The 25,642-nt window shown below is 50.8% G+C and carries 25 protein-coding genes; 3 read left to right on the top strand and 22 right to left on the bottom strand.

The annotated features are described in order from the left end of the window. Nucleotides 1-108: 108 nt before the first annotated feature. From AC0LWF_RS04250 to AC0LWF_RS04230, 5 genes are all read right to left on the bottom strand, one after another. Complete coding sequence (locus AC0LWF_RS04250) at nucleotides 109-381, bottom strand: hypothetical protein (protein ID WP_474650290.1); 273 nt, start codon at nucleotides 379-381, stop codon at nucleotides 109-111. 140 nt (nucleotides 382-521) lie between these two features. Further along, nucleotides 522-1,328 carry a phosphotransferase gene (locus AC0LWF_RS04245; protein WP_474650289.1) on the bottom strand — a complete coding sequence of 269 codons (807 nt, stop codon included), beginning with the start codon at nucleotides 1,326-1,328 and terminating at the stop codon, nucleotides 522-524. A gap of 95 nt (nucleotides 1,329-1,423) precedes the next feature. Further along, the gene (locus AC0LWF_RS04240) at nucleotides 1,424-3,232 is read right to left on the bottom strand and encodes an ABC transporter ATP-binding protein (RefSeq protein WP_474650288.1); all 1,809 of its coding nucleotides are present in this window, start codon (nucleotides 3,230-3,232) and stop codon (nucleotides 1,424-1,426) included. Nucleotides 3,233-3,300: 68 nt separating this feature from the next. Next, entirely contained in the window at nucleotides 3,301-5,049 is a 1,749-nt protein-coding gene (locus AC0LWF_RS04235; protein WP_474650287.1) for an ABC transporter ATP-binding protein, read from the bottom strand. A gap of 426 nt (nucleotides 5,050-5,475) precedes the next feature. Further along, nucleotides 5,476-6,009 carry an ADP-heptose synthase gene (locus tag AC0LWF_RS04230; protein ID WP_474650286.1) on the bottom strand — a complete coding sequence of 178 codons (534 nt, stop codon included), beginning with the start codon at nucleotides 6,007-6,009 and terminating at the stop codon, nucleotides 5,476-5,478. Nucleotides 6,010-6,175: 166 nt separating this feature from the next. Here AC0LWF_RS04230 and AC0LWF_RS04225 point away from each other — a divergent pair, with 166 nt between their 5' ends. Beyond that, on the top strand, nucleotides 6,176-7,183 hold the full coding sequence (locus AC0LWF_RS04225; protein WP_474650285.1) for a YpdA family putative bacillithiol disulfide reductase: 1,008 nt from the start codon (nucleotides 6,176-6,178) through the stop codon (nucleotides 7,181-7,183). An 85-nt stretch (nucleotides 7,184-7,268) separates the two neighbouring features. On the opposite strand, the gene AC0LWF_RS04220 is transcribed toward AC0LWF_RS04225, so the two are convergent. The 12 genes from AC0LWF_RS04220 to AC0LWF_RS04165 all read right to left on the bottom strand — a co-directional run bounded on the left by AC0LWF_RS04220 (nucleotide 7,269) and on the right by AC0LWF_RS04165 (nucleotide 19,093). Beyond that, nucleotides 7,269-7,799, bottom strand: coding sequence for a hypothetical protein (locus AC0LWF_RS04220; protein ID WP_474650284.1), 531 nt, complete (start codon nucleotides 7,797-7,799; stop codon nucleotides 7,269-7,271). A 32-nt stretch (nucleotides 7,800-7,831) separates the two neighbouring features. Beyond that, on the bottom strand, nucleotides 7,832-8,119 hold the full coding sequence (locus tag AC0LWF_RS04215; protein ID WP_474650283.1) for a hypothetical protein: 288 nt from the start codon (nucleotides 8,117-8,119) through the stop codon (nucleotides 7,832-7,834). A gap of 108 nt (nucleotides 8,120-8,227) precedes the next feature. Further along, entirely contained in the window at nucleotides 8,228-10,534 is a 2,307-nt protein-coding gene (locus tag AC0LWF_RS04210) for a thiamine pyrophosphate-dependent enzyme (protein ID WP_474650282.1), read from the bottom strand. 47 nt (nucleotides 10,535-10,581) lie between these two features. Further along, on the bottom strand, nucleotides 10,582-11,592 hold the full coding sequence (locus tag AC0LWF_RS04205) for a 2-oxoacid:acceptor oxidoreductase family protein (RefSeq protein ID WP_474650281.1): 1,011 nt from the start codon (nucleotides 11,590-11,592) through the stop codon (nucleotides 10,582-10,584). 244 nt (nucleotides 11,593-11,836) lie between these two features. Beyond that, a complete protein-coding gene (locus AC0LWF_RS04200; RefSeq protein WP_474650280.1) occupies nucleotides 11,837-12,754 on the bottom strand; it encodes a polysaccharide deacetylase family protein in 918 nt (305 codons plus the stop codon). Nucleotides 12,755-12,869: 115 nt separating this feature from the next. After that, nucleotides 12,870-13,898, bottom strand: a complete 1,029-nt coding sequence (locus AC0LWF_RS04195) for a phosphotransferase (RefSeq protein WP_474650279.1) — start codon at nucleotides 13,896-13,898, stop codon at nucleotides 12,870-12,872. Beyond that, nucleotides 13,891-14,553, bottom strand: a complete 663-nt coding sequence (locus AC0LWF_RS04190) for an MOSC domain-containing protein (RefSeq protein ID WP_474650278.1) — start codon at nucleotides 14,551-14,553, stop codon at nucleotides 13,891-13,893. The genes AC0LWF_RS04195 and AC0LWF_RS04190 overlap by 8 nt, the downstream gene beginning before the upstream one ends. Before the next feature lie 233 nt (nucleotides 14,554-14,786). Beyond that, entirely contained in the window at nucleotides 14,787-16,493 is a 1,707-nt protein-coding gene (locus tag AC0LWF_RS04185) for an APC family permease (RefSeq protein ID WP_474650277.1), read from the bottom strand. Nucleotides 16,494-16,614: 121 nt separating this feature from the next. Further along, nucleotides 16,615-17,172 (bottom strand): response regulator, encoded by a 558-nt coding sequence (locus tag AC0LWF_RS04180; RefSeq protein ID WP_474650276.1) that lies wholly within the window; start codon nucleotides 17,170-17,172, stop codon nucleotides 16,615-16,617. A 16-nt stretch (nucleotides 17,173-17,188) separates the two neighbouring features. Next, nucleotides 17,189-17,800: a DUF3298 and DUF4163 domain-containing protein gene (locus AC0LWF_RS04175; protein ID WP_474650275.1), complete on the bottom strand. Its 612-nt coding sequence runs from the start codon at nucleotides 17,798-17,800 to the stop codon at nucleotides 17,189-17,191. A gap of 49 nt (nucleotides 17,801-17,849) precedes the next feature. After that, a complete protein-coding gene (locus AC0LWF_RS04170; RefSeq protein ID WP_474650274.1) occupies nucleotides 17,850-18,371 on the bottom strand; it encodes a GNAT family N-acetyltransferase in 522 nt (173 codons plus the stop codon). Then, nucleotides 18,368-19,093, bottom strand: a complete 726-nt coding sequence (locus AC0LWF_RS04165; protein WP_474650273.1) for a phosphonate ABC transporter ATP-binding protein — start codon at nucleotides 19,091-19,093, stop codon at nucleotides 18,368-18,370. Before AC0LWF_RS04165 ends, AC0LWF_RS04170 begins: the two co-directional genes overlap by 4 nt. Nucleotides 19,094-19,268: 175 nt before the next feature. Between AC0LWF_RS04165 and AC0LWF_RS04160 the strand changes: the two genes are divergently transcribed. Further along, entirely contained in the window at nucleotides 19,269-19,490 is a 222-nt protein-coding gene (locus AC0LWF_RS04160) for a hypothetical protein (RefSeq protein WP_090573281.1), read from the top strand. Between the two features lie 109 nt (nucleotides 19,491-19,599). Here AC0LWF_RS04160 and AC0LWF_RS04155 read toward each other — a convergent pair whose 3' ends face one another. Continuing rightward, nucleotides 19,600-19,737 carry a hypothetical protein gene (locus AC0LWF_RS04155; RefSeq protein ID WP_474650272.1) on the bottom strand — a complete coding sequence of 46 codons (138 nt, stop codon included), beginning with the start codon at nucleotides 19,735-19,737 and terminating at the stop codon, nucleotides 19,600-19,602. Between the two features lie 126 nt (nucleotides 19,738-19,863). Here AC0LWF_RS04155 and AC0LWF_RS04150 point away from each other — a divergent pair, with 126 nt between their 5' ends. Continuing rightward, nucleotides 19,864-20,604, top strand: coding sequence for an HAD family hydrolase (locus tag AC0LWF_RS04150; RefSeq protein ID WP_474650271.1), 741 nt, complete (start codon nucleotides 19,864-19,866; stop codon nucleotides 20,602-20,604). A gap of 119 nt (nucleotides 20,605-20,723) precedes the next feature. Here AC0LWF_RS04150 and AC0LWF_RS04145 read toward each other — a convergent pair whose 3' ends face one another. The 4 genes from AC0LWF_RS04145 to AC0LWF_RS04130 form a co-directional block, all read right to left on the bottom strand. After that, on the bottom strand, nucleotides 20,724-21,689 hold the full coding sequence (locus tag AC0LWF_RS04145; protein ID WP_474650270.1) for an N-acetylglucosamine kinase: 966 nt from the start codon (nucleotides 21,687-21,689) through the stop codon (nucleotides 20,724-20,726). Nucleotides 21,690-21,713: 24 nt separating this feature from the next. Next, the gene (locus AC0LWF_RS04140; RefSeq protein ID WP_474650269.1) at nucleotides 21,714-24,047 is read right to left on the bottom strand and encodes a DNA topoisomerase 3; all 2,334 of its coding nucleotides are present in this window, start codon (nucleotides 24,045-24,047) and stop codon (nucleotides 21,714-21,716) included. Nucleotides 24,048-24,066: 19 nt separating this feature from the next. Next, nucleotides 24,067-25,188, bottom strand: coding sequence for a hypothetical protein (locus tag AC0LWF_RS04135; protein ID WP_474650268.1), 1,122 nt, complete (start codon nucleotides 25,186-25,188; stop codon nucleotides 24,067-24,069). A 63-nt stretch (nucleotides 25,189-25,251) separates the two neighbouring features. Next, nucleotides 25,252-25,569, bottom strand: a complete 318-nt coding sequence (locus AC0LWF_RS04130; protein WP_474650267.1) for a hypothetical protein — start codon at nucleotides 25,567-25,569, stop codon at nucleotides 25,252-25,254. Nucleotides 25,570-25,642: the final 73 nt, after the last annotated feature.

Raw genomic sequence — 25,642 nt, 5'->3', positions numbered from 1 at the left:
GCCTCCGAGTTGGATACTCTTCATCGGCCTGTGCCCTTATTGGTGATAAGCATAACAGAACAGCCACCGCGCTAGCAAGCAGCTATTCGCCCATTCGGGCTTGTAACATTAAAGAACGGATGAAATAAGCTCTTTATCAAGCACTTCGCGCTCAAACGCTTCTGCATATTTGGACATGCAGTTACAGTAGTAATCTCTTCTGCAAATCGGGCAAGGTACAGTCAGAAGGCGATTAACACCGATCAACTTCCAATCCGGGTTCTTCGAGAAGATCAGTCGGCACTGCGTGTTATCCGACATCGTAACGACAAAATGATATAATCCTGCTGCCACATTTGTATCTGCCGCTGCAAAATCTTTAATTTTCATGTTGAATTTCATATTTAATCTCCCGCTTTGTAGATTTGAAAATTCCTTGTAAGCTTATTAAATTTGCGCCTTAATGTCAATTCATTTATATAGTTTACCCTTATTGGATAGAAACAAACTCATACTAAATGAATAGATCCCATCGCCTGCAGCTAGCTCCAATCTATGAAATGATCATTAACGAACCGTAATTCGCTCTCATAATGCGCCAAGTGGCCGTCGTCTACCATTTTTTGAAAGGCAGCATTTCCTTCAGCGGCACCGCTTCTCAATGTATCACATACAGCAGTCAAACGCTCTATAATCCAGTCTCTCAATTCATTCAAGACATGGAGAGCGATTCCATACGAATCGAAGAACAATTGTATTCGTCTACGGCGCTCACCGGCATGTAATTCGGACTGGTAGGCTATCGTATCTCCAGTTCCATGCACCGGCGCGAAACTAGCAAGCGGAACCGATGTGTAGAGCGAATACGCAATATCCCACATTCGCGGACCGGGACCTGCCATGTCAAAATCAATCAGAGCCACAGGAGCCCCCTCCTGGAACACCACATTATAGAGCGCTGCGTCATTATGACAGATGACATCATGCTCGCTGCCGCCCGCATAGCTCAGCTGCCATTTGCCACCCGTTATAAAAGCGAATCCGATAGTCGCATCATGAAACTGGCGCAACAGCCTCGCCACACCTGCGAGCGAATCATCCGACCACATGTAAGGCTGAAGCTTCGGGTAATCGTTCCCTGGTACTTCTCCTGCGATAAAAGACAAGATCTCGCGATCAGCGTCATCGAGTCCAATAAATTTGGGCGCACCTTCAAAGCCTTGTTGCTCAATGTATTGGAGAAGCTCATGCACGTAAGGACTCCAGTAACCTGTAGGACGGAGAACGGTGTTCGCTTTGCGGACAATGTGATTCACATTGCCTCCTTTTAACACTTCTTCCTCAGCCATCTCGGACAACCTCCTTTGTTATCACTATCATTCGCGTAAAAAGACCTCTTATCCCACCTTAGAGGAATAAGAGGCCTGGTTCATCTTCATTAAGATTAAGCACCCGTCTGCATCGCAAGCGATTGCTGCATCTCATATTGCGTCATATAGAGCTTGTGATACAAGCCGCTTTGTTTCATCAGCTCATCATGCGAGCCTTGCTCTTCAATCTGGCCATCTTTCACGACGAGGATGACATCTGCATCCCTGATCGTCGACAGCCTGTGCGCGATAATGAACGCTGTGCGGCCTTCCAGCATCGTCTGAAGCGCTGCTTGGATATGCTGCTCCGTTTCGGTATCCACACTCGAAGTTGCTTCATCCAGAATGAGAATACGCGGATCAGACAGCAGCACTCGACCGAATGCGAGCAATTGGCGTTGACCGACCGACAGCTTCGAGCCGCGCTCTTCCACCTGCGTCTGATAGCCGTCTGCGAATTGAAACGCAAACTTGTCGACACGGACGCTCTCCGCTGCATGACGCAGCGCTTCGTCAGTCGCATCCTCGTTACCATAACGGAGGTTCTCTTCAATCGTACCGGAGAATATAAACGAATCCTGCAGCACGATGCCCATTTGGCGGCGAAGCGACTCAAGCGTCACATCCTTCACGTCTTGACCGTCGATCAGAATGCGACCGCCTGTCGTATCGTAGAAACGCATGAGCAGGTTTACGACCGTACTCTTACCCGCTCCTGTCGGACCCACTAACGCAACTCGTTGGCCAGGCTTAATTCGCAAATTTATGCCCTTCAGCACATCCGGCTTATCGGCTTCATAGCGGAACGAAACATTTTCGAATACAACTTCGCCTTTGATCTGCTTCATCGCCTTCGCATTCGAACGATCCTTCACCTCTGGTTCGGAATCGAGTACTTCGAAGATCCGCTCCGCCGATGCCATCGCAGACAACACTTGGCTGTACACCTTGGAGAGCGCGCTGAGCGGTCCCCAGAATCGCCATAGATAATTGATGAAGGCCATGATGAAGCCAAGCGTCAGCTCTTTATCCATAACCTGCTTCGCACCGAACCATAGCACGACGCAAGTACCGATCATACCGACCATCTCAACCGACGGCCAGACCATCGACTCCAGCTTCACCGCACGCATGAAAGCAAACTTGTTACGGGCGTTAAGCTCCTCGAATCGGCGGTTGTTCTCCGACTGCCGCGAGAATGCCTGAATGACGCGAATGCCTTGAATCGTCTCATTCAAATTACCGTTAATTGCAGACATTGTTTTCCGTGAACGCGTCCATGAGCCTTCAATCTTCGGCTGCATCTTGCCAACGATGATGTAGAGCAGCGGTAGTGTCACAAAGGACAGCAGCGCCAGCTTCCAATCCATCCACAGCAGGATGACTACGATCCCGACAAGATGCGTGAACTCCATGACCATCGTGATCAAACCACCGTTAATGAGCTCGCCGATCGCGTTCGTGTCATTCGTGATACGGGACATGATCTTCCCCGCAGGTCGTCCGTCGAAGAAACGAAATGATAGGGTTTGAAGATGATTGAACAATTGCTGCCTGAGATCAAACAGAATGCGCTGTCCGGTGAAATTAATCATCCTTGTGTGCAAGAAGCCGAACAGCCAACCCAGTCCTTTGAACGAGAGCAGCGCCAAACCGATCATATTGATGACAAAGAAATCTTTCTTCACGATGCCTTCATCGATAATATATCGAAGCAGAAGCGGCTCGGCTAAGCTTAGGCTCATGTTCAATAGGACAATTACTAGAACGATGGATAACACTTTACGATAAGGCAGCACATAGCGGATAAGCCGCTTCATGTACGCTCTGTTAAACGGCTTTTCTTCCAAATCTTCATCGGAATCCCATTCGACTTGACTCATGCCGTCCCCCTCCTTTATGCCATTAATCTCTATTGTTTAATGCAGTTAATCAAGTTGCAAGTTGCTTGTTATCTAGCCGATGCAGCCTCTTGCTGCTTGAACAGATTGCGGAAGAATCCATCTTCCTCGAACAACTCGCGATGCGTGCCTTGCTGTACGATTTTGCCGCCGTCGAGCACGATAATGCGGTCTGCGCGTTTCACAGAAGACAACCGTTGTGCAATGATGAAAGTTGTGCGTCCTTTCATAACTTCGAGCAGCTCTTCATGAATCGCAGACTCTGTAGCCGTATCGACACTTGCAGTCGCTTCGTCGAGCACTAGGATCGGCGGGTCCATCAGAATCGCGCGCGCAAGCGCGACACGCTGGCGTTGACCACCGGATAGCCCTACACCGCGCTCGCCGATAATCGTGTCATAGCCGAATGGCATCGTTTCAATGAAGGAATGAATTTGCGCTTTGCGCGCAGCCCATTGTATCTGCTCCTGCGTCGCTTCTGGTACGCCGTATGCAATGTTCTCGCGGATAGTAGCCGAGAACAGGAACGTCTCCTGCGGCACGATGCCGATCTTGCGGCGAAGTCCCTCCAGCTCGTAGTCGCGAACATCAATGCCGTCGATAAGCAGCCTGCCTTGGCTCACATCATAGAAGCGTGACAACAACGCGATTAGCGAGCTTTTGCCAGAGCCTGTAGAACCAAGCACTGCAATGACTTCGCCTTGCTTCACGCCAAGCGAGATTCCTTCCAGAATACCCGTATCCGTCTCCGGATTCTGGTCTGCGAAGTGGAACGATACGCCGTCGAAAGTAACGTTGCCGCGGATGCGGTTCGAATCTTGCGCATCCTTTGTCTCCGAGCTAATGTCGACTGGTGTATCGAGCACCTCGAACACGCGCGGTGCTGCTTTGAGCGCTTGCTGCATAATGTTGATCTGCCAGCCAAGCATATTGAGAGGCCAAATGATCCCCCATGTATACCACTGGAATGCCATGAATGAGCCAAGCGACATCTCACCTTTCGCGACGAAGTAAGCGCTGAACCATACCATGGTGACGAATACGACGCCACCGTAGAAGTTCATCAGCGGGAATGCTTTGGCTTCAAGTCTGGCACGGTCCATGTTCGTCTCGAAGTTCTGATCGTTGCGCGATTCGAACTTGTTCTGCTCAACTTTCTCACGAGCGAACGCTTTCACGACTCTTATACCGGAGATGTTCTCCTGCAGCGTCGTCGTAAGCTTGCCCATTTGCTCCCGAATTTGGCCCCATGCCGGACCGACCTTTTTATTGAACCGGTAAAGCGCAAAGAGCAGCAAAGGTACGGTTGCCATACTGAGCAGCGTAACCTTCCATTGGATGAAGAGCATGAACACGATTGTTCCGACAAAAGTCGCAATGCCCATGAACATCGCCATTGCTCCGAAGCCGATAAAGTTCTTTACCGACTCGATGTCGCCTGTCATCCGAGACATAAGCTGTCCCGTCTGCGCTTTGTCATAGTACGTAAAGGACAGTCGCTGCAAGTGATTGTACATCTGACTTCGCAGCGAATAGACGACATTCTGGCCGACAAGCTCCTGCGCATAACCTTGCCAGAACATGCCGGAGCTCTTCACAATTTGCAATACGATAAGTCCCAGTGTAAACGCGAGCACGATCTTCGCGCTGCTCTTCCCGATGCCCTCATCGAATATCTGCTTCAGCATCCAAGGCGCAATGAGATCAAGCAGCGTGCCAAGCAGCATGAGCGCCGTTGAGATCACTACCCATCTCATGCTGGGGCGCATATATTTCATAAGTCTTAATAACACTTTCATGGTCTTGCTTCCCCCTTTATGCAGACATGCATAGACTCCGGAACGAAAATCGAACTTTCTTCGCCTTTCGCGATAGGCGAATACACATTTCCGTGTAACAAAAAAGGAGACTTTGAGCCACATGGCTCAAAGTCTCCTTACACACAGAATCGGTTGCAGCGCTGGTTACAGCTGCTGCACTCTGTGTAAGAAGTCGGGCCGATGGAGCTGATTCTGCTTGAATTGCTGCACTACAATGAACAAGTTTGTCATCTCCATCGCCCTCCTTTCGTTAGTTAGTTTTCCGTAAAATGGAACATCCAAATCTTATCATCCCTTTGTCGCGAAGCGCAAGAGGCTTTTTACAAATTTATTTTTTCTCCATATGGGCATAGAAATACAAAAAAGCGACCAGCCGTCACTGCTTCTCCTTAGCATTGTCTCACACTATATATCGCTTCTCGTTTCGAAATCAGCGGCGGTTATCCCTTGCTCCACTGCGAATTCGTAATCCTCGATATCATACACCTGCACCGGCACTTCCGCTTCGAGCAGCTTATCCTGGAATTCAAACTGATCGGATAGCAGCGGGATGCTCAGCTTCTGCGATGTAAGCAGCAGCTCGGTTTCAATCGGGTCAAAATATTCCCCGTACTGCGCATTATCAACGGCATGCACAACCGTAAATTGAATGAGGTCATTCAGCAGCAGCGGCGAGCTCTGACGCCATGGCATCTGCAGCGCACGCTCAATCTTCTTCCGGTTGAAAGGATCCTCGAAGAAAGCGATCAGCTCTTTAATCTTGCTTTTCACATGAGCATCTTCTTCCGGATCATCCATAACCGGCTCTGCGCCGTCCTTCATGTCGTAAAGTTCCATTATCGTCGAATATGGCAAGACAAAATCGACAGGCCGGCTTGGCACAAGCAATTGTCCATAGGTTGCTACCATTACGGCTTCAATCACAAATCGCCGTCGCATTCCATCTCCCCCTTTATACAAGCTTAGCTCATTATACAACATATCTACTCATGCAACACAGAGTCATATGCTTGTTTTATAGCAAGCTATCACCTGCCAGCTGTGCTAAAATAGAGCTTGATTGTTCAAAATTTAGTGAACCCGTATTGGAGCTGATTCATCTACTATGCAAGCTGAACAGGTTATCATTATTGGCGCTGGTCCGTGCGGTCTTGCCGCTGCAATTGAGCTGCAGGCGATTGGCATAACGCCGCTCATCATTGAGAAACGCAATGTCGTCCATTCCATCTCCCAATATCCAACGTATATGCACTTCTTCAGCACGCCGGAGCTGCTCGAGATCGGGGGTATCCCATTCACAACAGCGAATGACAAGCCGTCACGCGTGGAAGCACTGTCGTATTATCGTAATGTCTCTCTGCGGCATGGCGTTCGCATAAACGCCTACGAGACGGTGACCGCAATCCGTTCACAGGAGGATGGCGGCTTCGAGCTAGACAGCCATGACCGCTCCGGCGAGCTTATTCAATATCGCGCTGCTTCTGTTATCGTCGCAACCGGCTATTTCGATCACCCGAATGAGCTTGGCATCCCTGGCGAGAAATCCGATAAAGTAACGCATTTCTTCCGCGAGGCGCATCCTTATACCGGTATGAAGGTGGCGATTATCGGTGGAAGCAACTCTGCTATCGATGCGGCGCTTGAACTGGAACGGGCAGGAGCTAAGGTCACAGTTGTATACCGCGGCGATCAGTACTCCTCGAGCATTAAGCCGTGGGTGCGTCCGATCTTCGAAAGTCTCGTGAACAAAGGAAGAATTCATATGAAATTCTCTTCACGCGTTGTCGAGATTCATCCGCGCTATGTCGTCATTTCAAACAATGAAACGGATGAGCGAGATGAGCTGCAGAATGACTTTGTCCTTGCACTCACCGGCTTCCACCCCGACCGCGGCTTCCTCTCTTCCTTCGGTGTCACAATTGAGGAAGAAGGTTATCCAACATTCAACGATGAGACGATGGAGAGTAACGTGCCTGGCATCTACTTAGCTGGAGTCGTCGCATCAAGACGAGAAGCGAACGAGATCTTCATCGAATCCGGCCGATTCCACGGGCGGAAGATCGCGGCGCATTTGCAGCAGAAGGGCATAAGCCGCACACCGCTGCAATCTTAGACACCAAAGAGGCTTTGAATCCGCACAGCGTTCGCTCGCTGATAGCTGGAATCAAAGCCTTTTTACATTGCTCATGCATGGTCAGCTATAGGCTCTCAATCGGCTGCAGTCCGTCGTCTCTCTCAGCACCCGTGTACGTCATCACTGTGGCGATCTTCTGCAGCCTAATGTACTCGCTATTCGTCAGTCCCGTTCGGAAGTAAGCGAACATATAGACCGCTTCAATGAATGTGAGCCCCGGATATACGGCGATGTTCTGGTTCGAATGCGGATTATCCAGCAGCACTTGCCACTCTCCATCTCGCTGGCCTCTGGGAATGGACTGAAACACATCACGTTTCGTATGAATAATGCCTTCGAACTCGGTCCAAATATATGTCCATGATGGGCTTGTTCTGCCTGGCTCCGGTACCGCAAGCTTCGCACGCCTAATCAATTCATCCGCTTGATCGGATGCCTCATCCTCATACTGGCGCAGGTAGTCCCGGAAATCATCGAGAAAACGGCGCAGCGCCGTGAACCCGCCGCCATGCAGCTGCCGACCGAAGGACTGAATGTCCTCATCAGTCTGCGTGTTCATTAATTGCTGAATGCCAGCATCATCCGTCATCTGCATGTTCGCGCCTCCCCTCTTGTATAAGCTCCTAATTAAGCTTTTATCAGCGTAATGCTCCCATCATTTTGAAGCAGCAGCTTGCGCCTTGGGTCGTTGTTCAGCTTGACATTGAATATTTTCAAACGCGCTTCGTTCACCTCGAGCAGATCCCAGTTCGAATCTTGCTCATAGCCAGCACCTGCTAGCTCCTCTTCAAATAACGAATCCGCACTCTCCATATCTTCCCACCAGAGCGCACCGTAATATACAAACTGATAAACGTTGCTCAGCATACCGCATGCGATTTCCCCTGTTATCCGATGCCTCAGCACGATTGCCATTCTAGCTCCATCCACCTAGCCTATTGGAATAAAACAAGGCGCAGACGCCTATTCGCCGCCGCGCCTTGTTCCGACAACCTTATTTACGACCAATCGGTCGCTCTTAACTTACAGAAACTCGTTCTCGTGCTTCGCTTTGAGGCGCTGCCAGCGGCGCTCGACTTCGTCCTCGAACGACTTGAGCGCAGGCGCGTACTCCGGGCGGGTCATATGCTTCGTCTTGCCCATGTTCTTCAGCCAATCGCCGAGCGGAATCCGCTTGCCCTTCTCCTCCGGATTGTACGTGATGGTTGTCACGCCCTCTTCCACATCATAAAGCGGGAAGAAACAGGAGTTGACAGCTTCGTCAATGAGCGTTTGACCGATCTTCTCTTCGGACAGCCAGTTTAGCGGACAAGTGATAAGAATTTTACCGTACACAAGACCGACGTTCTGCGCATAATACTGCGCCTTCGCCGCCTTGCGAAGCAAATCCTGAGGCAGCGATTCCGAGCCTGTGAAGACGTACGGAATATTCGTTGCCGCCATAATTTGCGCCGTATCTTTGTGGTGGAACAGCTTCCCGCCTTGATGCTTGCCGACGTTCGATGTCGACGTGCGGTGACCGAGCGGTGTCGAGTAGGACAGCTGCGCACCTGTATTCATATAGCCCTCGTTATCGTACTCGAGGATAATCATCTTATGATTGCGGAGCGCGCTGCCGATTGCAGGGCCCATACCGATATCCATACCGCCGTCGCCTGTAATCATGACGAACGTGAAGTCATCCTTGAGGCCGTACTGATCCATCTCGCCGCGGCGCTTGCGCTCCCAGAACATCTCCACGACACCAGACAGCGTTGCCGCACCGTTCTGGAACAAGTTATGGATATACGTCGCTTTGTGAGAGGAATACGGAAAGCCTGTCGTAACAACCATCGCGCAGCCGGTTTGATAGAGCGCGACAATGTCGCCTTCGATGCCTTTGAAGAACAGCTCGAGACCGGAGAAGATGCCGCAGCCCGGACATGCGCCATGGCCAGGAGCTAGCCGCTTCGGCTTCTTCATCAGCTGGCGAATCGGAGGCACTTTCACCTTCAGCTTGCCGGTCGTTTCATCGCGGTCTACGGTAATAAGACCCGTCTTCAAATCCTCGTATACGAGCGGCTCAAGCACGCGCTTCGGCGCTTTGTCCGGATCGCCCGGCGTGTGGCCCCAATAATCGAACGGAACTGCGACTTTACCTGTTGACGCCGCTTCGATTGCCAGCTCGAACAGATGATGACCGTCCTCCGCATAGAAGTCTTTGCCGCCGAGGCCGAATATCCGGCTAATGACAAGAGTGTCCTTCACGCCTTGCGTAAACAGCGCAGCCTTGATTTCATTCGTCATATTGCCGCCGTGAGCGCCATATGAATCGGCGCGGTCGCCGATGGTGACCGCTTTGACGCCGCGAAGCGCTTCAGCAATCTGCTCAGCCGGGAACGGACGGATCATGTTCGGTGCAATCGAGCCTGCCTTAATGCCGCGAGCACGCAATTGGTCGACAACGTCTTTAATTATTTCCGATGCGGAATTCATCAGGAATACCGCCACTTCAGCGTCTTCCATCCGGTACTGATCGAGAATCGGATAATCGCGCCCTGTCAGCACCGCATATTCTTCGCGGATACGATCGAACACTTTGCCCGCTCTGTACATCGCTTGAGACTGCTGGAAGCAGTTGTTGATATAGTCTGGCTCGTTCATGTAAGGGCCGACCGTGACCGGATTGTTACGGTCTAGCACATGCTTGAACCCTTCCGGAGAATGCTCGCCGACAAAAGCATGAACGTCAGCGCGATGAGCGAATGTCTGCACGCGGCGCTTCTGATGGGACGTGAAATAGCCGTCGGATGCAACGAGTACCGGGAGCCTAACCTCCGGATCTTCCGCCAGCTTAATCGCCATAATATTCATGTCATAAACAGCCTGCGGGTCGCGGCACATCAGAATCGGCCAGCCCGTATTGAGTGCGTAGTAGAGGTCGGAATGGTCGCCGTGAATATCGAGCGGACCGGATACCGAACGGCACACCAGGTTCATAACCATCGGGAACCGTGTACCCGACTGCACAGGCATCTGCTCCAGCATATACAGATAGCCGTTCGAACTTGTCGCGTTGAACACGCGTCCGCCAGCGGCAGATGCGCCGTAGCAAATACCTGCGGAGCCATGCTCGCCATCCGCCGGAATGAGCTTAATGTCATGCTGACCGTTCGCTTTCATCAAATCCAGAAACTGAGCGACCTCCGTTGAAGGCGAGATCGGGAAATACCCCATCACATGATAATTAATTTGATGCGCGGCATACGCTGCCATTTCATTGCCTGACTCGTACACCATTCGCTGCTCGACAGTACCTTGACTCACTTCTTTGTTAATCTCGATGGCCATTGCTAATCCGCTCCTCTCTTGACGTTTACGTAAGAGTTACAACGACATTAATTCGCATTTGCCCAATCAAATCTGTGCGGTACACGGTGCTCTTCTCCATAGCTGTCCGTCTCGCGCTGAGATGAGAGCGCTTCTGTCGGACAAGCGACAACGCATTTCAAGCAGCCTTTGCAATATTGGTAATCGATTCCCTGCAGGAACATCTGCGGACGCCCCTTCTTATCCGGCTGCTCATCCCATACGAAGCAGAAGTCCGGGCACGCGGTATCGCATGCGGCGCAGTGTATACATTTCTCATCGTCAAAATGCGGCATCATCCCTTGTCTAGAGATGCTGAGGTCCTTCAGCACGCTGTTGCCGGGATTGACGATCATCCCGCCGATCGGCTGCGTCTCGTAACCGAGCGTCGGAGTATCCCACCGCTGCGGCTCAGGCATCTGTTCCCCTTCCGGAAGCGTGAACGTCTGGAACTTCACCTCGTCGTAGCCCCGCTGGAACGTACGCAGCGCAGGATCAACCGCTTGCGGATACTTCTTCTCAAGCGATTTGCGGATAATACCTTTCATATGTTCAAAATCCAAGAAGTCGCAGAGTCGGAACAAGCCGCCCAGCATCGCCATGTTAACCCGATTGTTCTCCTCGAGGGAGATCCCTGTTGCATCAACAACGGCAAGTGTACCAGCGGACAAATTCATCTTCTCTTTCAGCTGTTCAGGCAATTTCGTAGAGTTAACCAGTACGACACTATCCTCGTAGATTCCACTGATGACATTGACTGTTTTGGATAGGTTCTCGTGAAACACGCCGACAATATGAGGCCGCTCGACCGGTGTTGTATCGCGGATATTCGTATCCAAATCACAGAACCGAATATGCGCTTTAACCGGCGAGCCTTTCTTCTCCGATCCATACGAGGAAAAGCTCACACCATTGAATCCGCTTCCAACAACGCCTGCTTCAGCCAACATTTTGCCAGCCAAGTTCGCGCCCAATCCGCCGATCGATTCCAGTCTAATTTCGAAGAATCCCAGGTCATTCTGCTTTGGAAGTACCGACACTCGATCCACTCCCCTCTTGAATTGACTGCTGAATTGACTGAATAATTTATAAATTCACAACTATCAGTATAGCATTAGTTGTAAAAGCCGAATAGCGTTTCTTTCCAAAACAGCGCCTTGATACGACTATTACAGCATAAACAGGCTCTTGCCTGTGTTAGTACAGCTTGTCCAGTTTACATAAACAAGGATGGCACAGGACACCTGCCTACCAGAGGCGGACAACCGAACAACAGGCATCCGGTTATCCTTTTCTCCGCTGATAATGACGCAGTTCCCGCCATCCAATACGAATAATATTTTCGGCACTCATCGCTTCCAGCACGTCGGAATCTCGAAAAATCTCCATCTCCATGCCGCGCCTAAGCGGATCCGAATGAAAAGCTGTCAGCTCATCCGTAACGAGTGCCGGGTGAATAAACAGCTCGGTCACGCCTGGCTTCAAACGCTGAATGAGCGAGATCATCTGCGCTTTAAACTGTGCGTATGTCTCATGCGGACTAGGCGAGTGAAACGGCAGCGCAACCAAATAATCGAGCACGACAACACCGCTTGCTTCTGCTTCTTCCGCAAACTTCATAGCTTGTGCAGCAAGCTCAGGCGGAGCTGGGTCACCTGACTCGAGAAGTAGAAATCGCGGCAGCCGGAAGGGCAGACCAAAGCCTGCACATACGTCAAATACATCTTTCAAGAAATCTCGTCCTGTTTGCAATCCATACAGACTGCCCATATGATTGTCCGCGTGCGTCACGTTAACACCAAGCTGAAGGGCCATCTCGATTTGAGCAATCAGCTCCAGCTTCACTTGCTGCCTATCTGCCCGGCGTTCGAATGTCTTGACATCTCTGTGAAAATATCCCTCGCTCGTTACAAGCGATTGCGTTGATCCGCCTCTATACACGGGTCCCCATTTCATGATGTCCCACTCGCTGGTTGTGGTCAGATGAACGCCGACATCCATCTGCGAATGCCTGGCGCACCATAGCGCCGCTTCCCTTGCCCAGCCGCAGGGCATCATCAGCGAAGCGGAGGAGACGACACGGTTGTCGAGAAGCATTTGGATCCCTTTATTCGTAGAGTGGCATAAGCCGAAATCATCCGCATTAATGATAAGCACTCTCTCATTCGGGCCATATCCGAGCTTCTCTGCTGTACTTTTCATAAAGATGCCCTCCTGCTAGCCGTATGGTAAGCCTGCAATCTTATCTATATGACAAAAACCCAATCGTTCATGCTTCTTCATGAAGGATGAAATGATTGGGTTTGTCTGCTCTTCTTTATATTAAAAGATATTGACGTAAAATTGCTTGAAGCTCATCATGATGCAAGTCAACCCACACGCAGACGAAATGGACTCGGTTGATCTGATCGTGCCAAACGCCCGCTTCATCGAGACCTGCGAGCAGACGGCCGGCAAAATGAAAAAAGATATCGAGCATCCGCAGCTTGATGAGCGACGGCAGCACCAGTATTTCCGCTTCCGTGAGCTGTGCTGCTCCGCCGTATCCTTGGACGAACAGCGCGATTCGCCTTAATGATTCATCGGTCTGCTCATTCGGCAGCGCAGATAGTACAATAGCCAGCTCCATTGCCCGCGCATCAATCGAACAAAATTCAAAATCAAGTATACCAACGATCCGCTCGCCATCCGCAAGCGCATTCGTGTACCCGATGTCGCCATGAATCCATTGATGAGGCAGCTCTGAGAGCTGTTTTCTTAACGTCATTAACTGTTCGAGCTGCTCCATAATATATTCGAGCTTATCGGCTTGTTCCGCAAGTGCCTCGGTGCTATCGCATAACTCCGCAAGCCTTGCTGTGGTTATATCCGCGTACGTTTCGTGCAGCTCATAATATGATTTGTATTGCGACTTTATCTCACGGGGCACGCCCGTTTCCAACCTCGCAAATGCGCGAGATAGCTCCCCTGCCGCCCTGCCTAGCCCTAGAAGATGGGCCGGCAAGTCCGGTGTGGGCCGGCTACCGCTAATGTAGCGGAACATGGCGGCTAGCTTGCCGTTAGGACCGACCGTAATAGTAGCACCGTGCACATTCTGCACAGGCTCCGGCACATCGAACGGCAGCTCCGAATGCTGGAGCTGTTCGAGGAAGTGATGCTCGAGAGCAACGATGGCTTGGTCTTGATGATTATCATAGACACGCAGCACGTATTTATCGTTGCCGGAATAAATTATTCGCGTCGTATTGTTCATGCCGCTTTCTTCTTTCTCCGCACGCCAGCCTGCTTCGAGTGAATAGGCATCCAAATAAACGGCGAATTCATCCTTCGTCTGCTGTTCAGCCATTAGCACGAAGCGCCTCCTCCCACTTGCTCAGCTGGTGCTGCCAGCTTACTGCCAGCTCTTGAACGGCAAGCAAGCTGTTGATTCCGGCGAGATCATTCTTATCCTTATGCATGACACGGTTTGCTTCTGTAACGGTTATATCAGCTGGATGGCGCTCCTGCAGAATCAGCTTGTCCCCTGCTTGAACGTTGCCCTCCTTCAATACGCGCAAATAAAAGCCTGTAAACCCTGTCTCTTGCACCTCAAGCGCAAGCTGCGGAAGTCCGTGCTTCATACCGAGCTTGTAGCATGGCTGTCTCGGCTGACTTACCTGGACGATTGCCTCTCCAACGCTTAGAATATCGCCGATGCAGAGATCAGCTTCCGTTAGCTGCGTTACAGTGAAATTCTCGCCGAACGCTCCTGCTTCTACAGGCCGCTGCCATCTGCCTGCCCAGAATGGGAAATGTTCTGCGCTATATACGCATACCGCCTTATCTTCTCCTCCGTGGTAGACAAGGTCGCCTTGGGCGTCGCCTTCAAGCCCTAACCGCGACAATGCAATGGGAAATTTCCCGACTGCTGATTTGTTGATGCCTGTAATTATTTCCTTGGAGCCATGCAGCATCTTCTGCAAATTTCCCACATTTATTGACAACACCGTTCCAAGTTCCACGTTGCTTTCCTCCGATTCACCACAAGCTTTAGCCGAATTATATGCCGTAAATGAAAGAAATGGCAATATTTAATGCCATTAAACTCAAATCCCTCATTTCGACACCTGCGTCGATTATGTGATTGTCGAAACCGATCTCTTCCTGTTGCTTTGTGCGCTTGCCCGGGAAATGATCAACGGGAAATGAGGAAATATTTCCGGAATATTTCCGAACCATTTCTCACGAGTTATTTTCAGTGTTGCGGGAATTTTCTTTCAATTCTAATACATTCGTCGATGGTTGTTCGCGTAAATCTGGAGGAGCCTACGATCTTCACCGGCTGCTTCTTCATCATGGCACGGTGATTAAGCTCAATACATCCGCAGCCCGCTAACAGCGCCGCGCAGAACCATAATAATACGCCCGTGCTCAGCTCAAACAAAGCAATCCCGCTGCTAGCTCCCAGCCAACAGAAGGCGGTGACATCAATGCCCCCCCTATATTTCCCCAGGTGCCATGGCCCTCTAGGACGTTTCGCTCGCCGCCCGCCTGTTCTGATATTGCGCAAGTCATCTCTCAATCTTGCAGCAATAGGCAATGCATAAGCAGCATGGATCAGTGTAATCGTCAAAGCCGTCAGCTGGACAAGAGCAGTTTGCGAAGTCATACCTAGCGAAGCGGCTTTCATCCCAAGCATCGCCAAGCATGCAGAGCTAGATACAACTATGACGGCGTACACAGGCGTCCGATATTGAACAGAGACGATCGCCAGCCACTTGGCACAAGGCGTTGACCCATCGCGTGCAAGCGCAAATAGATTACGCGAGGCTGAAGCCATAATTGCAGTTCCATTCATCCAGCACGCCGCGACAATTCCCATTAAAAAGACCAACTGTAGAAGCGAGCCCCATTTGGACCACATGCTACCGAACCAATTCGTCATCTCGAAATAGGTGTTGTAACCTCCAGAACCGCCGAGCGGATAATGCATCAGAAGAAATGTGAATAGCACGAAGCCGAGAACGCCTGTCACAACCGTCGAGAAGAAAATAGCCCATGGTGCGTTAATGCGCGGATCTTTCGTCTCTTCTGTGAGTTGAGCTGCGCTTTCGCAGCCAATAAAGAGCCGCTGAAGCAACAGCATTCCGAGTATTAGAGAATGGGATCCCGGGTCTGAGGCCGTAAGCGATGACGCATTGCTAAAAATATTACGATCTCCTGCAAGCACCTGAATCGGATAGATACCTGGCCATGCAAGATAAGATAGATACGATATGATGGCCGCGACAAGCAGTAGTTGGAGGATTGCACTCCCGCCAAGGAGCCGCCCAATTGCGAGAACCCCTCTCCCGTTCACGAGTGCCTGCGCAAGGCAGATGGCGAGCAGCAACATATAGAACAATTCTGTGCCGCCTGCATAATGAAGGTATTCTACCATAATGGCGTAGATCCAGTCAGCTAGCAAAAGATTCGTAGTCATAAGCATGAGAAGCGAGCCCAATAGATGCAGCCACCCGGACCAGAGCCCGAACCTCCGCCCCCCTGCTGCCAGCGCCCAATGATAACACCCTCCTGCCGTTGGCGTCGCTGATGCGAAGGATGCGAGCGAACAAGCCGTTACAAGTCCGAATAACGCAAGGATGGGCCAGCCGAAGCCAACCGTTATCGGTCCTCCTGCCGCAATAGCCGGACCAAGCAGCATTACTGCACCGCCGATTAATGCCATCGTTGAGAAAACCATGCCAAAGGAAGAAAACCCGCCCATATGCCTGGTGAGCTGCTGCGGATATCCCATCCCATTCAAGTCATGCTTATCTTGCATGTAGCGCACATATGCTGAATGATTGTGCAGCGATTGATGCAATGACCGCTTTAGCTGCTGCTCAGCCGATCTTGCTAGGAAGAGGGCTAAGACACATAGAGCGATAAAGCATACGAACCCTACACCAAGCCATATCATGAATGCCACCCCCTAATTGACTCTATGAGCTGACGCCAAATGTCAGCACTTGCGTAAAAGATTAAAAAAACCGCCAGCATAGCCTGCGGCGGTCGTTGCTTTATTATTCGGTCAGATGGTGCTATGCACTCTGCAAACTCTCTACTACGTAACTACGTAAGTACTCAATGTCAAACGGCTTTGTAAAGAAAGATTTCACACCAAGCGCTCTTGCCTTGTCGAGCTTGTCTGGGTCGCCGAAGGCGGTAATCATCGCGACTTGCACCGTTTGGTTGAACCGGCGTATTTCCTGCAGCGCTTCGATTCCGTCCATATCCGGCATTTTCAGATCGAGAAGAATGAAGTCTACCTTATATCTTCTCGCAGCTTCAATCGCCGTCGTACCATTCGCCGCTTCGTACACCTGTAGTCCTTCTTGCTCGAAGAGCTCCCGCAGCAAAATCCGAATCGCCATTTGATCATCTACGATAAGCACGGAACGCTTAGCACCGCTAGACGCATCACTATGGAGAGCAGGTTGAACTGATGGAGCATTCCTATGAGCCGGAACGGGCTGCATATTGATGTCGCCGAGCGGGCTTCGCTCAATGACCGGCTTATTATTCTCCCGCTGCTTCTGCTTGGCTTTGCCGGCTAAGAGAATGAGTGCAATTGGCAGAAGAATGAGAACATAAATCATAGGAATCTCCCTGTGGTTAATTGTTGACGTCCATCCGACCAAGCGGACCGTTCGGATTAATAATGTCACTTAGATCATACACCGAAATCGGAAAATACGGAAATCCAAACGCATACGGCGTCAGTTCATAGAGCGCAAAATAGACGACGAGAGAGCGGTCGGCAACATAAAACGGCTGATCAGGCCGGATGGATTGGAACGGATCGAGCGTCGCAATTTGGCGCGTTGCGATCTGTGTCCGAATGATATCCGAGAGTCGATTCACATAGTTGCTCCCTGGCTTGAACAGCTCAGCAAGCGAATAGGACTTTCCAGTTGTCGTATCGAAAGTAAGTGACTCCTGAAGCGTCAGTCCATGCGCTCCGCCTGTATACGCATAATTAAACAATGACAGGCTGAGCACGTCCTTCTCGTTCGTCTTCACTTCAAAGTAACCTTGCATCTCTGCTCTTGGATCAGATAGCGAGCCTTGATTCTCTACGAGCTCGCGGACGGTTTGCCGGATCTTGCCGTTTATGCTGTTTCGCGCAGCCGCATTATGCAGTCCGCTGACTACGGGAACCCAAAGCTCTGCTTTGGGGAACGTAATCCGCGATGCCTGGATTACAGCCGGAAACTGAAATGCCATGATGGAACACCTGCCTATATAGGTTAATGCTCCATTGTATGCCATTTACCTACTCGATGATTCTGCTCATCTCATGCCAGGCTATTCCGCCATGCGCGGATTTGGAAGGTCCGATATAGCGAAACTCAAGTCCTTCATAAAAAGGAATGAGATGCTCCTCGCACATAAGGATAACCGAAGCTAGCCTATCAAGCTCTGCTTGGCGGAGAAGCGCTTCCATTAGCGCCCTGCCGATGCCGTTTAATCGAGCTGATTGCGATACGGCCACAGATAGCACGCAGAGGTGATGACCGCCTGACTCCGCATTATGCGCGCCTTTGACTTCATCTTCCTCACAGCTGCTGGCAGAGGTGCGTATTCCACACGCGAGACCTACAAGCTGTTCGTCGCTATTCCAAGCAGACCAGAAGTATTGTGGGAAATTCGCCTGCCGGAACGTAAACGCCTCGCGGCTGGCCGCCGCTTCAGGCGTGTAGCATGACAGCTCCAGCTCGTGTGCAGCATCCAGCTCATCTTGTTCGATAGGACGGAGCTGTATGCCGCTAGCTTGCAAGTTCAATGTGAGGCTCACAGCAGCATTTTCTCCCGTTCCGTCAATCTTCTGCCTTTAATATCGAGCACGAGCTCACCGTTGTTCAGTCCGATAATCCGGTCGGCAAACCGTTCCGCCCAATCGCCTTGATGCATCACAGCCACGACGGAGATCCGCTGGATCTTGCACATCCGCTTCAAGTCAGCGAGAACCTGCTCCGCCGCATGTGGATCAAGTCCTGCTACAGGCTCGTCCGCAAGCAGCGTCGTCGCGCCATGCACGAGCGCTCTGGCGATTGCGACACGCTGCTGCTCGCCGCCGCTGAGCTTATCGCCCTTCTGATGCGCTTTCTCGAGCAAACCCACTTTCTCGATCATATCCATAGCGCCCATATAATCATCATTGCGGACCATGCCAGTCATTCTGCGCCAGAACGGCGTCTGACCTACTGCGCCAATAAGCACATTTTTCAGCGCAGAACGGTTCGGGATCAGCGTCGGCTTCGCTTCGAGATAGGCCATCTCGCGGCGAATTTTCATTTTTCCTAAGATGCCTTTCGCGAGAATATCAACGCCATTGACATGGTAAGTTCCGCTTGTCCAGCTCTCTCTCATGGCAAGGCAACGAAGCAGCGTGGATTTGCCGCTTCCGCTAGCACCTTTGATGGCGATGAATTCACCTGGTTCTATATCAAAGCTGATTCCCTTCAGCACTTTCGGCCCGCCGGGAATTTGTTTCGTTAACTGACTAACTCTGATCATGATTGGGCTCCTTTATAATTGCGATTGCTGCTGCATCTATCTAACATTTCGTACAAATCTATGAATCTAGTTTAAGGGAAAAAAATAATAGTTTCCATACGAACAAATGTTTGCTATACTGGGAATGAGAACAAGTGTTCTAAACTACTGTCCAATCATAAGGAGGCTGACCATCATGAACAACTGTGAAAATTATCGTTTTATCGAGACGCATCGCCCATTCAGAGACTTGACGTTTAAATTTTTCTCTAACGGCTCATTAACCATTATTGACAACAGTTCGGAATCGGTCATCAGCCCACGTGAATTGAAAGGCGCTAGTTATGATTTCTATGTACGCAAGCGGATCGCTTATATTAAGCAGGATCTGACTGCAAAGCTTAATAAATATGCTTGAATAATTGCGTTAGATGCACGTATACAATAGTCTCTATATGGCTTCGCCGGCGGGCAACGGACTTCGCTAGCGAGTACATATAGAGACTGACCTCCCGATTACAGCTTGTTTATGGTAATTGCTTATTAATCCCGTTCATGCTCGGCGGTCTGTTCGCTTGTTTCTCCGGACTAATACTGGTGTAGTATTGTTTCATTCCAGTCTCCCTATCGCGGTTCTTACTCTTCGTGTTTCGATTCGTCGGCATCTCTTCAATCACCTCCGGCTACAGTATTTGTAAATTGTTCCAATCCTATTCGATTTGACGGCGAATCCCAAGATGCGGTAGATTGTATCTACATCGAAGTCATCTGGAGAAGGAGCCGTGCCTAAGATGAAACAAACTATTTTATTCGATCTCGATGATACCCTCATTTATTGCAACAAATATTTTTACTTCGTTATTGACCAGTTCACCGATCTAATGACAGATTGGTTCCGCGGATATAACATTACGGTGGCTGAAATTCGCGACAAACAAACGGAAATTGATATCGCAGGCGTTCATGTTGTTGGCTTCAAGAGCGATCATTTCCCTCAGTCGTTCGTTGATACGTATCGTCATTTCTCCAACCTTGTCGGCAGACGGACCTCTCCGATCGAGGAGGAGCAGCTCTGGAAGCTTGGTCGCAGCGTTTATGAGCATGACGTAGAGCCTTATCCGCATATGGAGGAGACACTCGAGGAGCTTGCTTCAAGAGGGCATGAGCTTCATCTGTATACTGGCGGTGAATTGCTTATCCAGCAGCGGAAGATTCAACAAATGCAGCTTGAGCGGTATTTCGGACCTCGCATCTACGTTCGGTCCAAGAAGAACATTGAAGCGATGGAGAGCATTCTGCGTGAAGGCAATTTCAATCGTCCAGATACGTGGATGATCGGCAATTCCATCCGAACGGACGTTATCCCTGCTCTTACGAACGGCATTAATGCCATTCATATGAAGGCTGACGCCGAATGGGCGTACAATATCGTGGGCATTGACGTAGAGCCGAAAGGCGCATTCATTACGCTCAATCAGCTGCGCGACGTTCCAACAAGCATCTACAGCTACTTGCAGCAGCGCGGTAATTAATGCACGGCAATGATGCTAGTTCGGTTGCCACAACTACTATTGCGCACAAATAAGGCTTGTCCCATTACTAGAGCATTACGCTCCTCTGTAATCGGGACAAGCCTTATTTCGTATATGGACTAGCGGTATTGTCTCAAGTTAGTTACCATCTTCTCATCCGCCGTCTGACCCACTGCTTCCATAGCAAGCAGTATGGCACCCGATGCCGGAGAGAGTACCGGCTCTACAACATGGTAAGTGCGATTCGATATGCGCTCTAGAGCGTGCGTGAGCTGCGCGCGAACATAATCATCACGAATGACGCTGCCGATGAAAGCGACGTTAATGGACTCTGCTTCGAAGCAAGAGCCTAGAAGCCTTATTCCGGTATCGAGCGCTTGGACTGCGTTATCGCATACTTTTCGCGCGAGCGGACTGCCACTCGCTGCTGCGGCGGTAACAAGCGGCCCCATCAAGCCGAATTGGAGTGTAAGCTCGACATCGTCAGCAACAAATCCGTTGCTGCCAAACTTACTTAGCGCAGCAACATCTTCTATCCCCCAGAAGTGAAGGACTTCTTGCACGAATGGTTCGTCTTCAGCCACTCCGTTGCCAGCAATGATCTCATAGACCGCGTCAAAAGCTAGAAATCTTGACGCTGTAGGCGCATAGTGACGGAAATCATAATTGCGAATCTGTCTGCCCGCCTCATTAATAGCGAAGATGATCGAGCCAGTCCCGGATATTGCAACGATGCCCGGTTCATTCCTTAATGCGCCAGAATGCGCAACTACAGCATCGTTCACGATGACTTTAGAGCAATCGAGGCCATCTAGCTTCAAGAAATCTGCTGCCCATTCGTGATCCTTTGGTTCGTCTAACCCTGCGAAGCCTGCCGCGATAGCAATAACCTGATCGAGGCCAACATTGGCAGCTGACAGAACACGATTAATCCCACTTTGCACATGTTGTTTCGCATTCGGATCTTTGCCTGGATTGCAGCAGCCTTCTTCAACATAAGCCAATACATCGCCATTCATTTTCGCTGCTAGCAACCTCGTCGTAGTTCCCCCGCCGTCGATGCCAATTAGTACGTTACGAGTCATTGTTTCTCCCCCATGCCAGAATTGCTATTGAGCAGGCTGAAATTGAACGTCGCCAGTCGACGAATTAATTAGAATCAGCTTCCCAGAAACACTCTCTACGTCTTCGAGCTTGAACGTCGACTTACGTGTCTCACCGTTCGCCGCAAGTGCCTTCGCCATCGCCGCTGTCACCTTCTTGCCTTGGTGTTCCTTCCATATGACAAACTTGCAGCCTTCGCGGAACTTCATGCAGCCGTAGCCACGTTTGCCTTCGACGATCTCGCCGCCACATCCCGGTCTAGGGCATGGCGCGATCACTGTCGGTCCGCTGCTCGGTGAAGCTGCTGTCGCTGCCCGGCTTGTAGGTGCGGAAGCAGTCGCTTTGCTCGCCTTCTCCTTACTCGACGAACGCGGCGGCTTCTTCTCGCTTGCTTCGCTAGTCTTCGCGGCGCCTCGTCCCTTGCCTTTGGCGCTCTTCGAGCCGCCTCTCGCCGACTCAGACTCCGCGAAGACGCTTGCCGCCGCTGGACGCTGCAGCTTCACTTTGCCGACGATCATCTCGGCAAACTGCTTCACCTTCGCGATGAACTGCTCATCGGACGCTTCGCCTCGAGAGATCTGATGGAGCCGCTGCTCCCATCTGCCTGTCATCTCCGGCGAAGCGAGCAGCTCGACGCCAGCCCCTCGGATAAGCTCAATTGCAGCGCAGCCCTTCGTCGTAATATCTAGCCGCTTCCCTGCGGTTGTGATATATCCGACCTGCTTCAGCCGCTCAATCGTCGCAGCTCGCGTCGCTGGCGTACCAAGTCCCGTCTGCTTCATCGCATCGCGCAGCTCTTCGTCCTCAATCGCTTTGCCTGCGCTCTCCATCGCTTTGAGCAGCGTTCCCTCCGTGAATGCTTTCGGAGGCTTAGTCGCTTTCTCCAGCGCCTCTGCAGCGTCACAATGGACCGGAGCATCAGGCTTCGCAGAGAAAGGCCGATCCGTCTCGACAAGCTCATCCTCGCCATCGTCTGCGCCGTCGTCAGACTTCTTCTTGCCCTTGCTCTTGTTCTTCGGCTCCGAATCTCCATCGTCTGCGCCGCTAAGCACAACTCGCCAGCCAGCCTCGAGCTGTTCCTTCGCTCGTGTACGGAACTGCTCACCTTCGACTTCAGTCAGTACATCATGGTTGTTGTATACCGCAGGCGGATAGTAATGCGATAGGAAACGTCGCACGATCATGTCATAAATATTCTGCTCTTCCTTGCTTAGAGCGCCTGGACGCTTCGGCGTCGGCAGAATCGCATGGTGATCCTCTACTTTTGCCGGATTACACACGGCTTTGTTCCCTTTATGCACTCTGCTGCGATCCGCGCCATTAGCTAAATCTGCATAAGGAGTTTGTTTAAGCATGTTAAGAACATTGCCCATGACTGGGATATTCTCTTCCGTCACATAGTTGGAGCTCGTCCGCGGATATGTAATCACCTTATGCTTCTCATACAGCGCCTGCGCGATATCCAGCGTCTTCTTCGCCGGGTAGCCGAATCTCCCGTTCGCTTCACGCTGCAGCAGCGTCAGATCGTACAACCGGTACGGATACTCCTTTGATTCATTCACCGTATAGCTAATGATCTTCGCCGGCTTGTTCGCAACCTTAGCTGCCAGCTGATCCGCTTGCTCACGCTTCGTTATCCGATCACCCTGCCAGGCGCCTTTATAGTTAAAGTCCTCTTGGCTGAATGTCGCCTGTACCACAAAATACGTCTCGCTATCGAAAGCCGTAATTTCTTTATGGCGATCATACAGCAGCGCGAGTACCGGAGTCTGAACCCGTCCGACGGAGAGCAGCGTCTTATGCCGAATCGTGAACGCTCTCGATGCATTCATGCCGACGAGCCAATCCGCTTCACTTCTCGCTCGTGCAGCACGTGTGAGCGGATCGTAATCTTGATCGCTGCGCAGCGAATCGAACCCGCGGCGTATCGTCTCCGGCGTCAAGTCGGAGATCCACAGCCTGTCCGTCGGCTGCGGCATTTTCAAATACTGCCTAATCAAATGAAAAATAAGCTGTCCCTCTCGCCCCGCATCGCATGCATTGACAAGACGGTCGCAGCGCTTTGAGAGCTCCGCGATCATCGTCAACTGATCCTTCGTGCGCGCGTTCGGCCACAGCTTGAAACGGTCTGGAATGATCGGCAAGTCCTCTGCATTCCACCGTTTATATTTCGGGTCGTACTGATCCGGCTCAGCGAGACTGACTAAATGTCCGATCGCCCAAGTGATAATATAGTTCTCGCCTTCCAGATACGACCGTTTATTCTGTGCTCGCGGTTCTACAACAGCAGCAATTGTCCGTCCCATATCGGGTTTCTCTGCAATAATTAATGTCTTCAAACAATCGCCTCTTTACCGTTCATTCAATCATAATTTGGCGAACCATCGTATCCATTATACTGCTCACGCCGTTTGACCAGTTAGGATCCTCCGCATATTCCATATTCAGCCATTCGAAGGCGTCGTAATCTGCTGGACGATCGGCACTGATGCGGTTAATGGTTTTGCATGCGATTCTCGCCGAATCTGCGATTGTTGTATTAAACTCCTGCCAGCTATGGAACACATTAAACGGATTGTTCGCGATATCGCGGGCATTCTTCGAGGTTTTGGGTACATAAGCTTGCTCCTGCCCCGTGATGGCAAACAGCAGCAGTGGGTGAATATTATTCGCCTTCGCCGCGCTTAGTATTGCGCTCAAGTACGGTTCTTCTGCAAGAAGTGACGATTTCTTCCGTAGAAATTGGACGAGCTTCGTTCGGTCAACCTCGATATATCGAAGCTCCTTCGGAAGTCCGCCTTTCAGCTGCTTTATTTCTGGCTGCTTAGCCTTAATCTCAACTGAGATCGGATTCATCGGTTGCTTGGCCTCAGAATCAAAAAACGGCAACGAATACGATGCATAGTAGCTTAGGATAGCAGCGACAAGCAGCACTGCCATCATTAGAAATTGGCGGGATTTGCCCTTCAGCCCCGTATTCATCGTGTGCGTATTCGTCAATTCGATCACTTCAGCCAGTAATCCGCTATTCTCAGTTCTAGCAGCCACCGCTCCAGTAACAGCATCCCAAGCTTCCATCTCAAGCAATGGATTGGATATGATATGCTTGGCCTCGTCGACAATGCCTCGGAATACGTCCCGCTCTAGCTTCACGCCAAGACAACGCTCCGTCCACACTTGCAACGCTACAAGAAGCTCCGGATCATCTTCGAATGAAAGCGAGAGACAGGCTTCAAATATATGCTTCTCTTGAATAGGCATTTGTTTGCCAGTTGCCATGCTTCTTATCAGCTCTGTGCTAATCTGACGTTTGTACCCAGCCGGGAAATCCGGCAATTGCCGCTGAACAACACGCTGCATCGCGTCAGCGACGATCTCTGCACGCCGCTCACTTGGCAAGTCGCCATATTTATACTGAACATAATGGCGGATCTTATGAATATCTGTCCGTGTGAGCACACCTGCAGCTAGTCCGGTCACGTGGCCATCATCCTCCTGATCGCAGCAATACAATCAGGTACATTTTACCACAAACCGCTAGAGTTAAGAGAGTGCTAGTTTCGCAATTTGAGATTGAATTTCTTCGCTCTCGATATAAGCGCGAATCTGTTCCTTCTCGTCTGATGTAAACTGAAACTCGCAGTCGCAACCCTCGTCAAGCGGAACGATCTGCGCGATCGCGCCGCTCAGCGTACAAATGACGTAGATCGACATATCGATCAACCCAACAGGCACAGGCGTCTCCTCAGCAACCACCGCGCGCATCACGATGTCAACCCACTGGTTGTCACGGCGCTCTAACCGCGGCTTAAATGACAGAAATCGAAGCTGCGTTATCGTATCCGCTCCATATTGAATCATGCTCCACCAACACTCCTCTTTATCTATTCGCTAAAAAGAAAGAAAAAGCGCCCGAAGGCGCTTTTGTTAACAT

The organism is Paenibacillus sp. sgz302114 (assembly GCF_056120345.1).
Note: the sequence above shows the minus strand (reverse complement) of the source record. Positions and strands in the feature narration are given on the sequence as shown.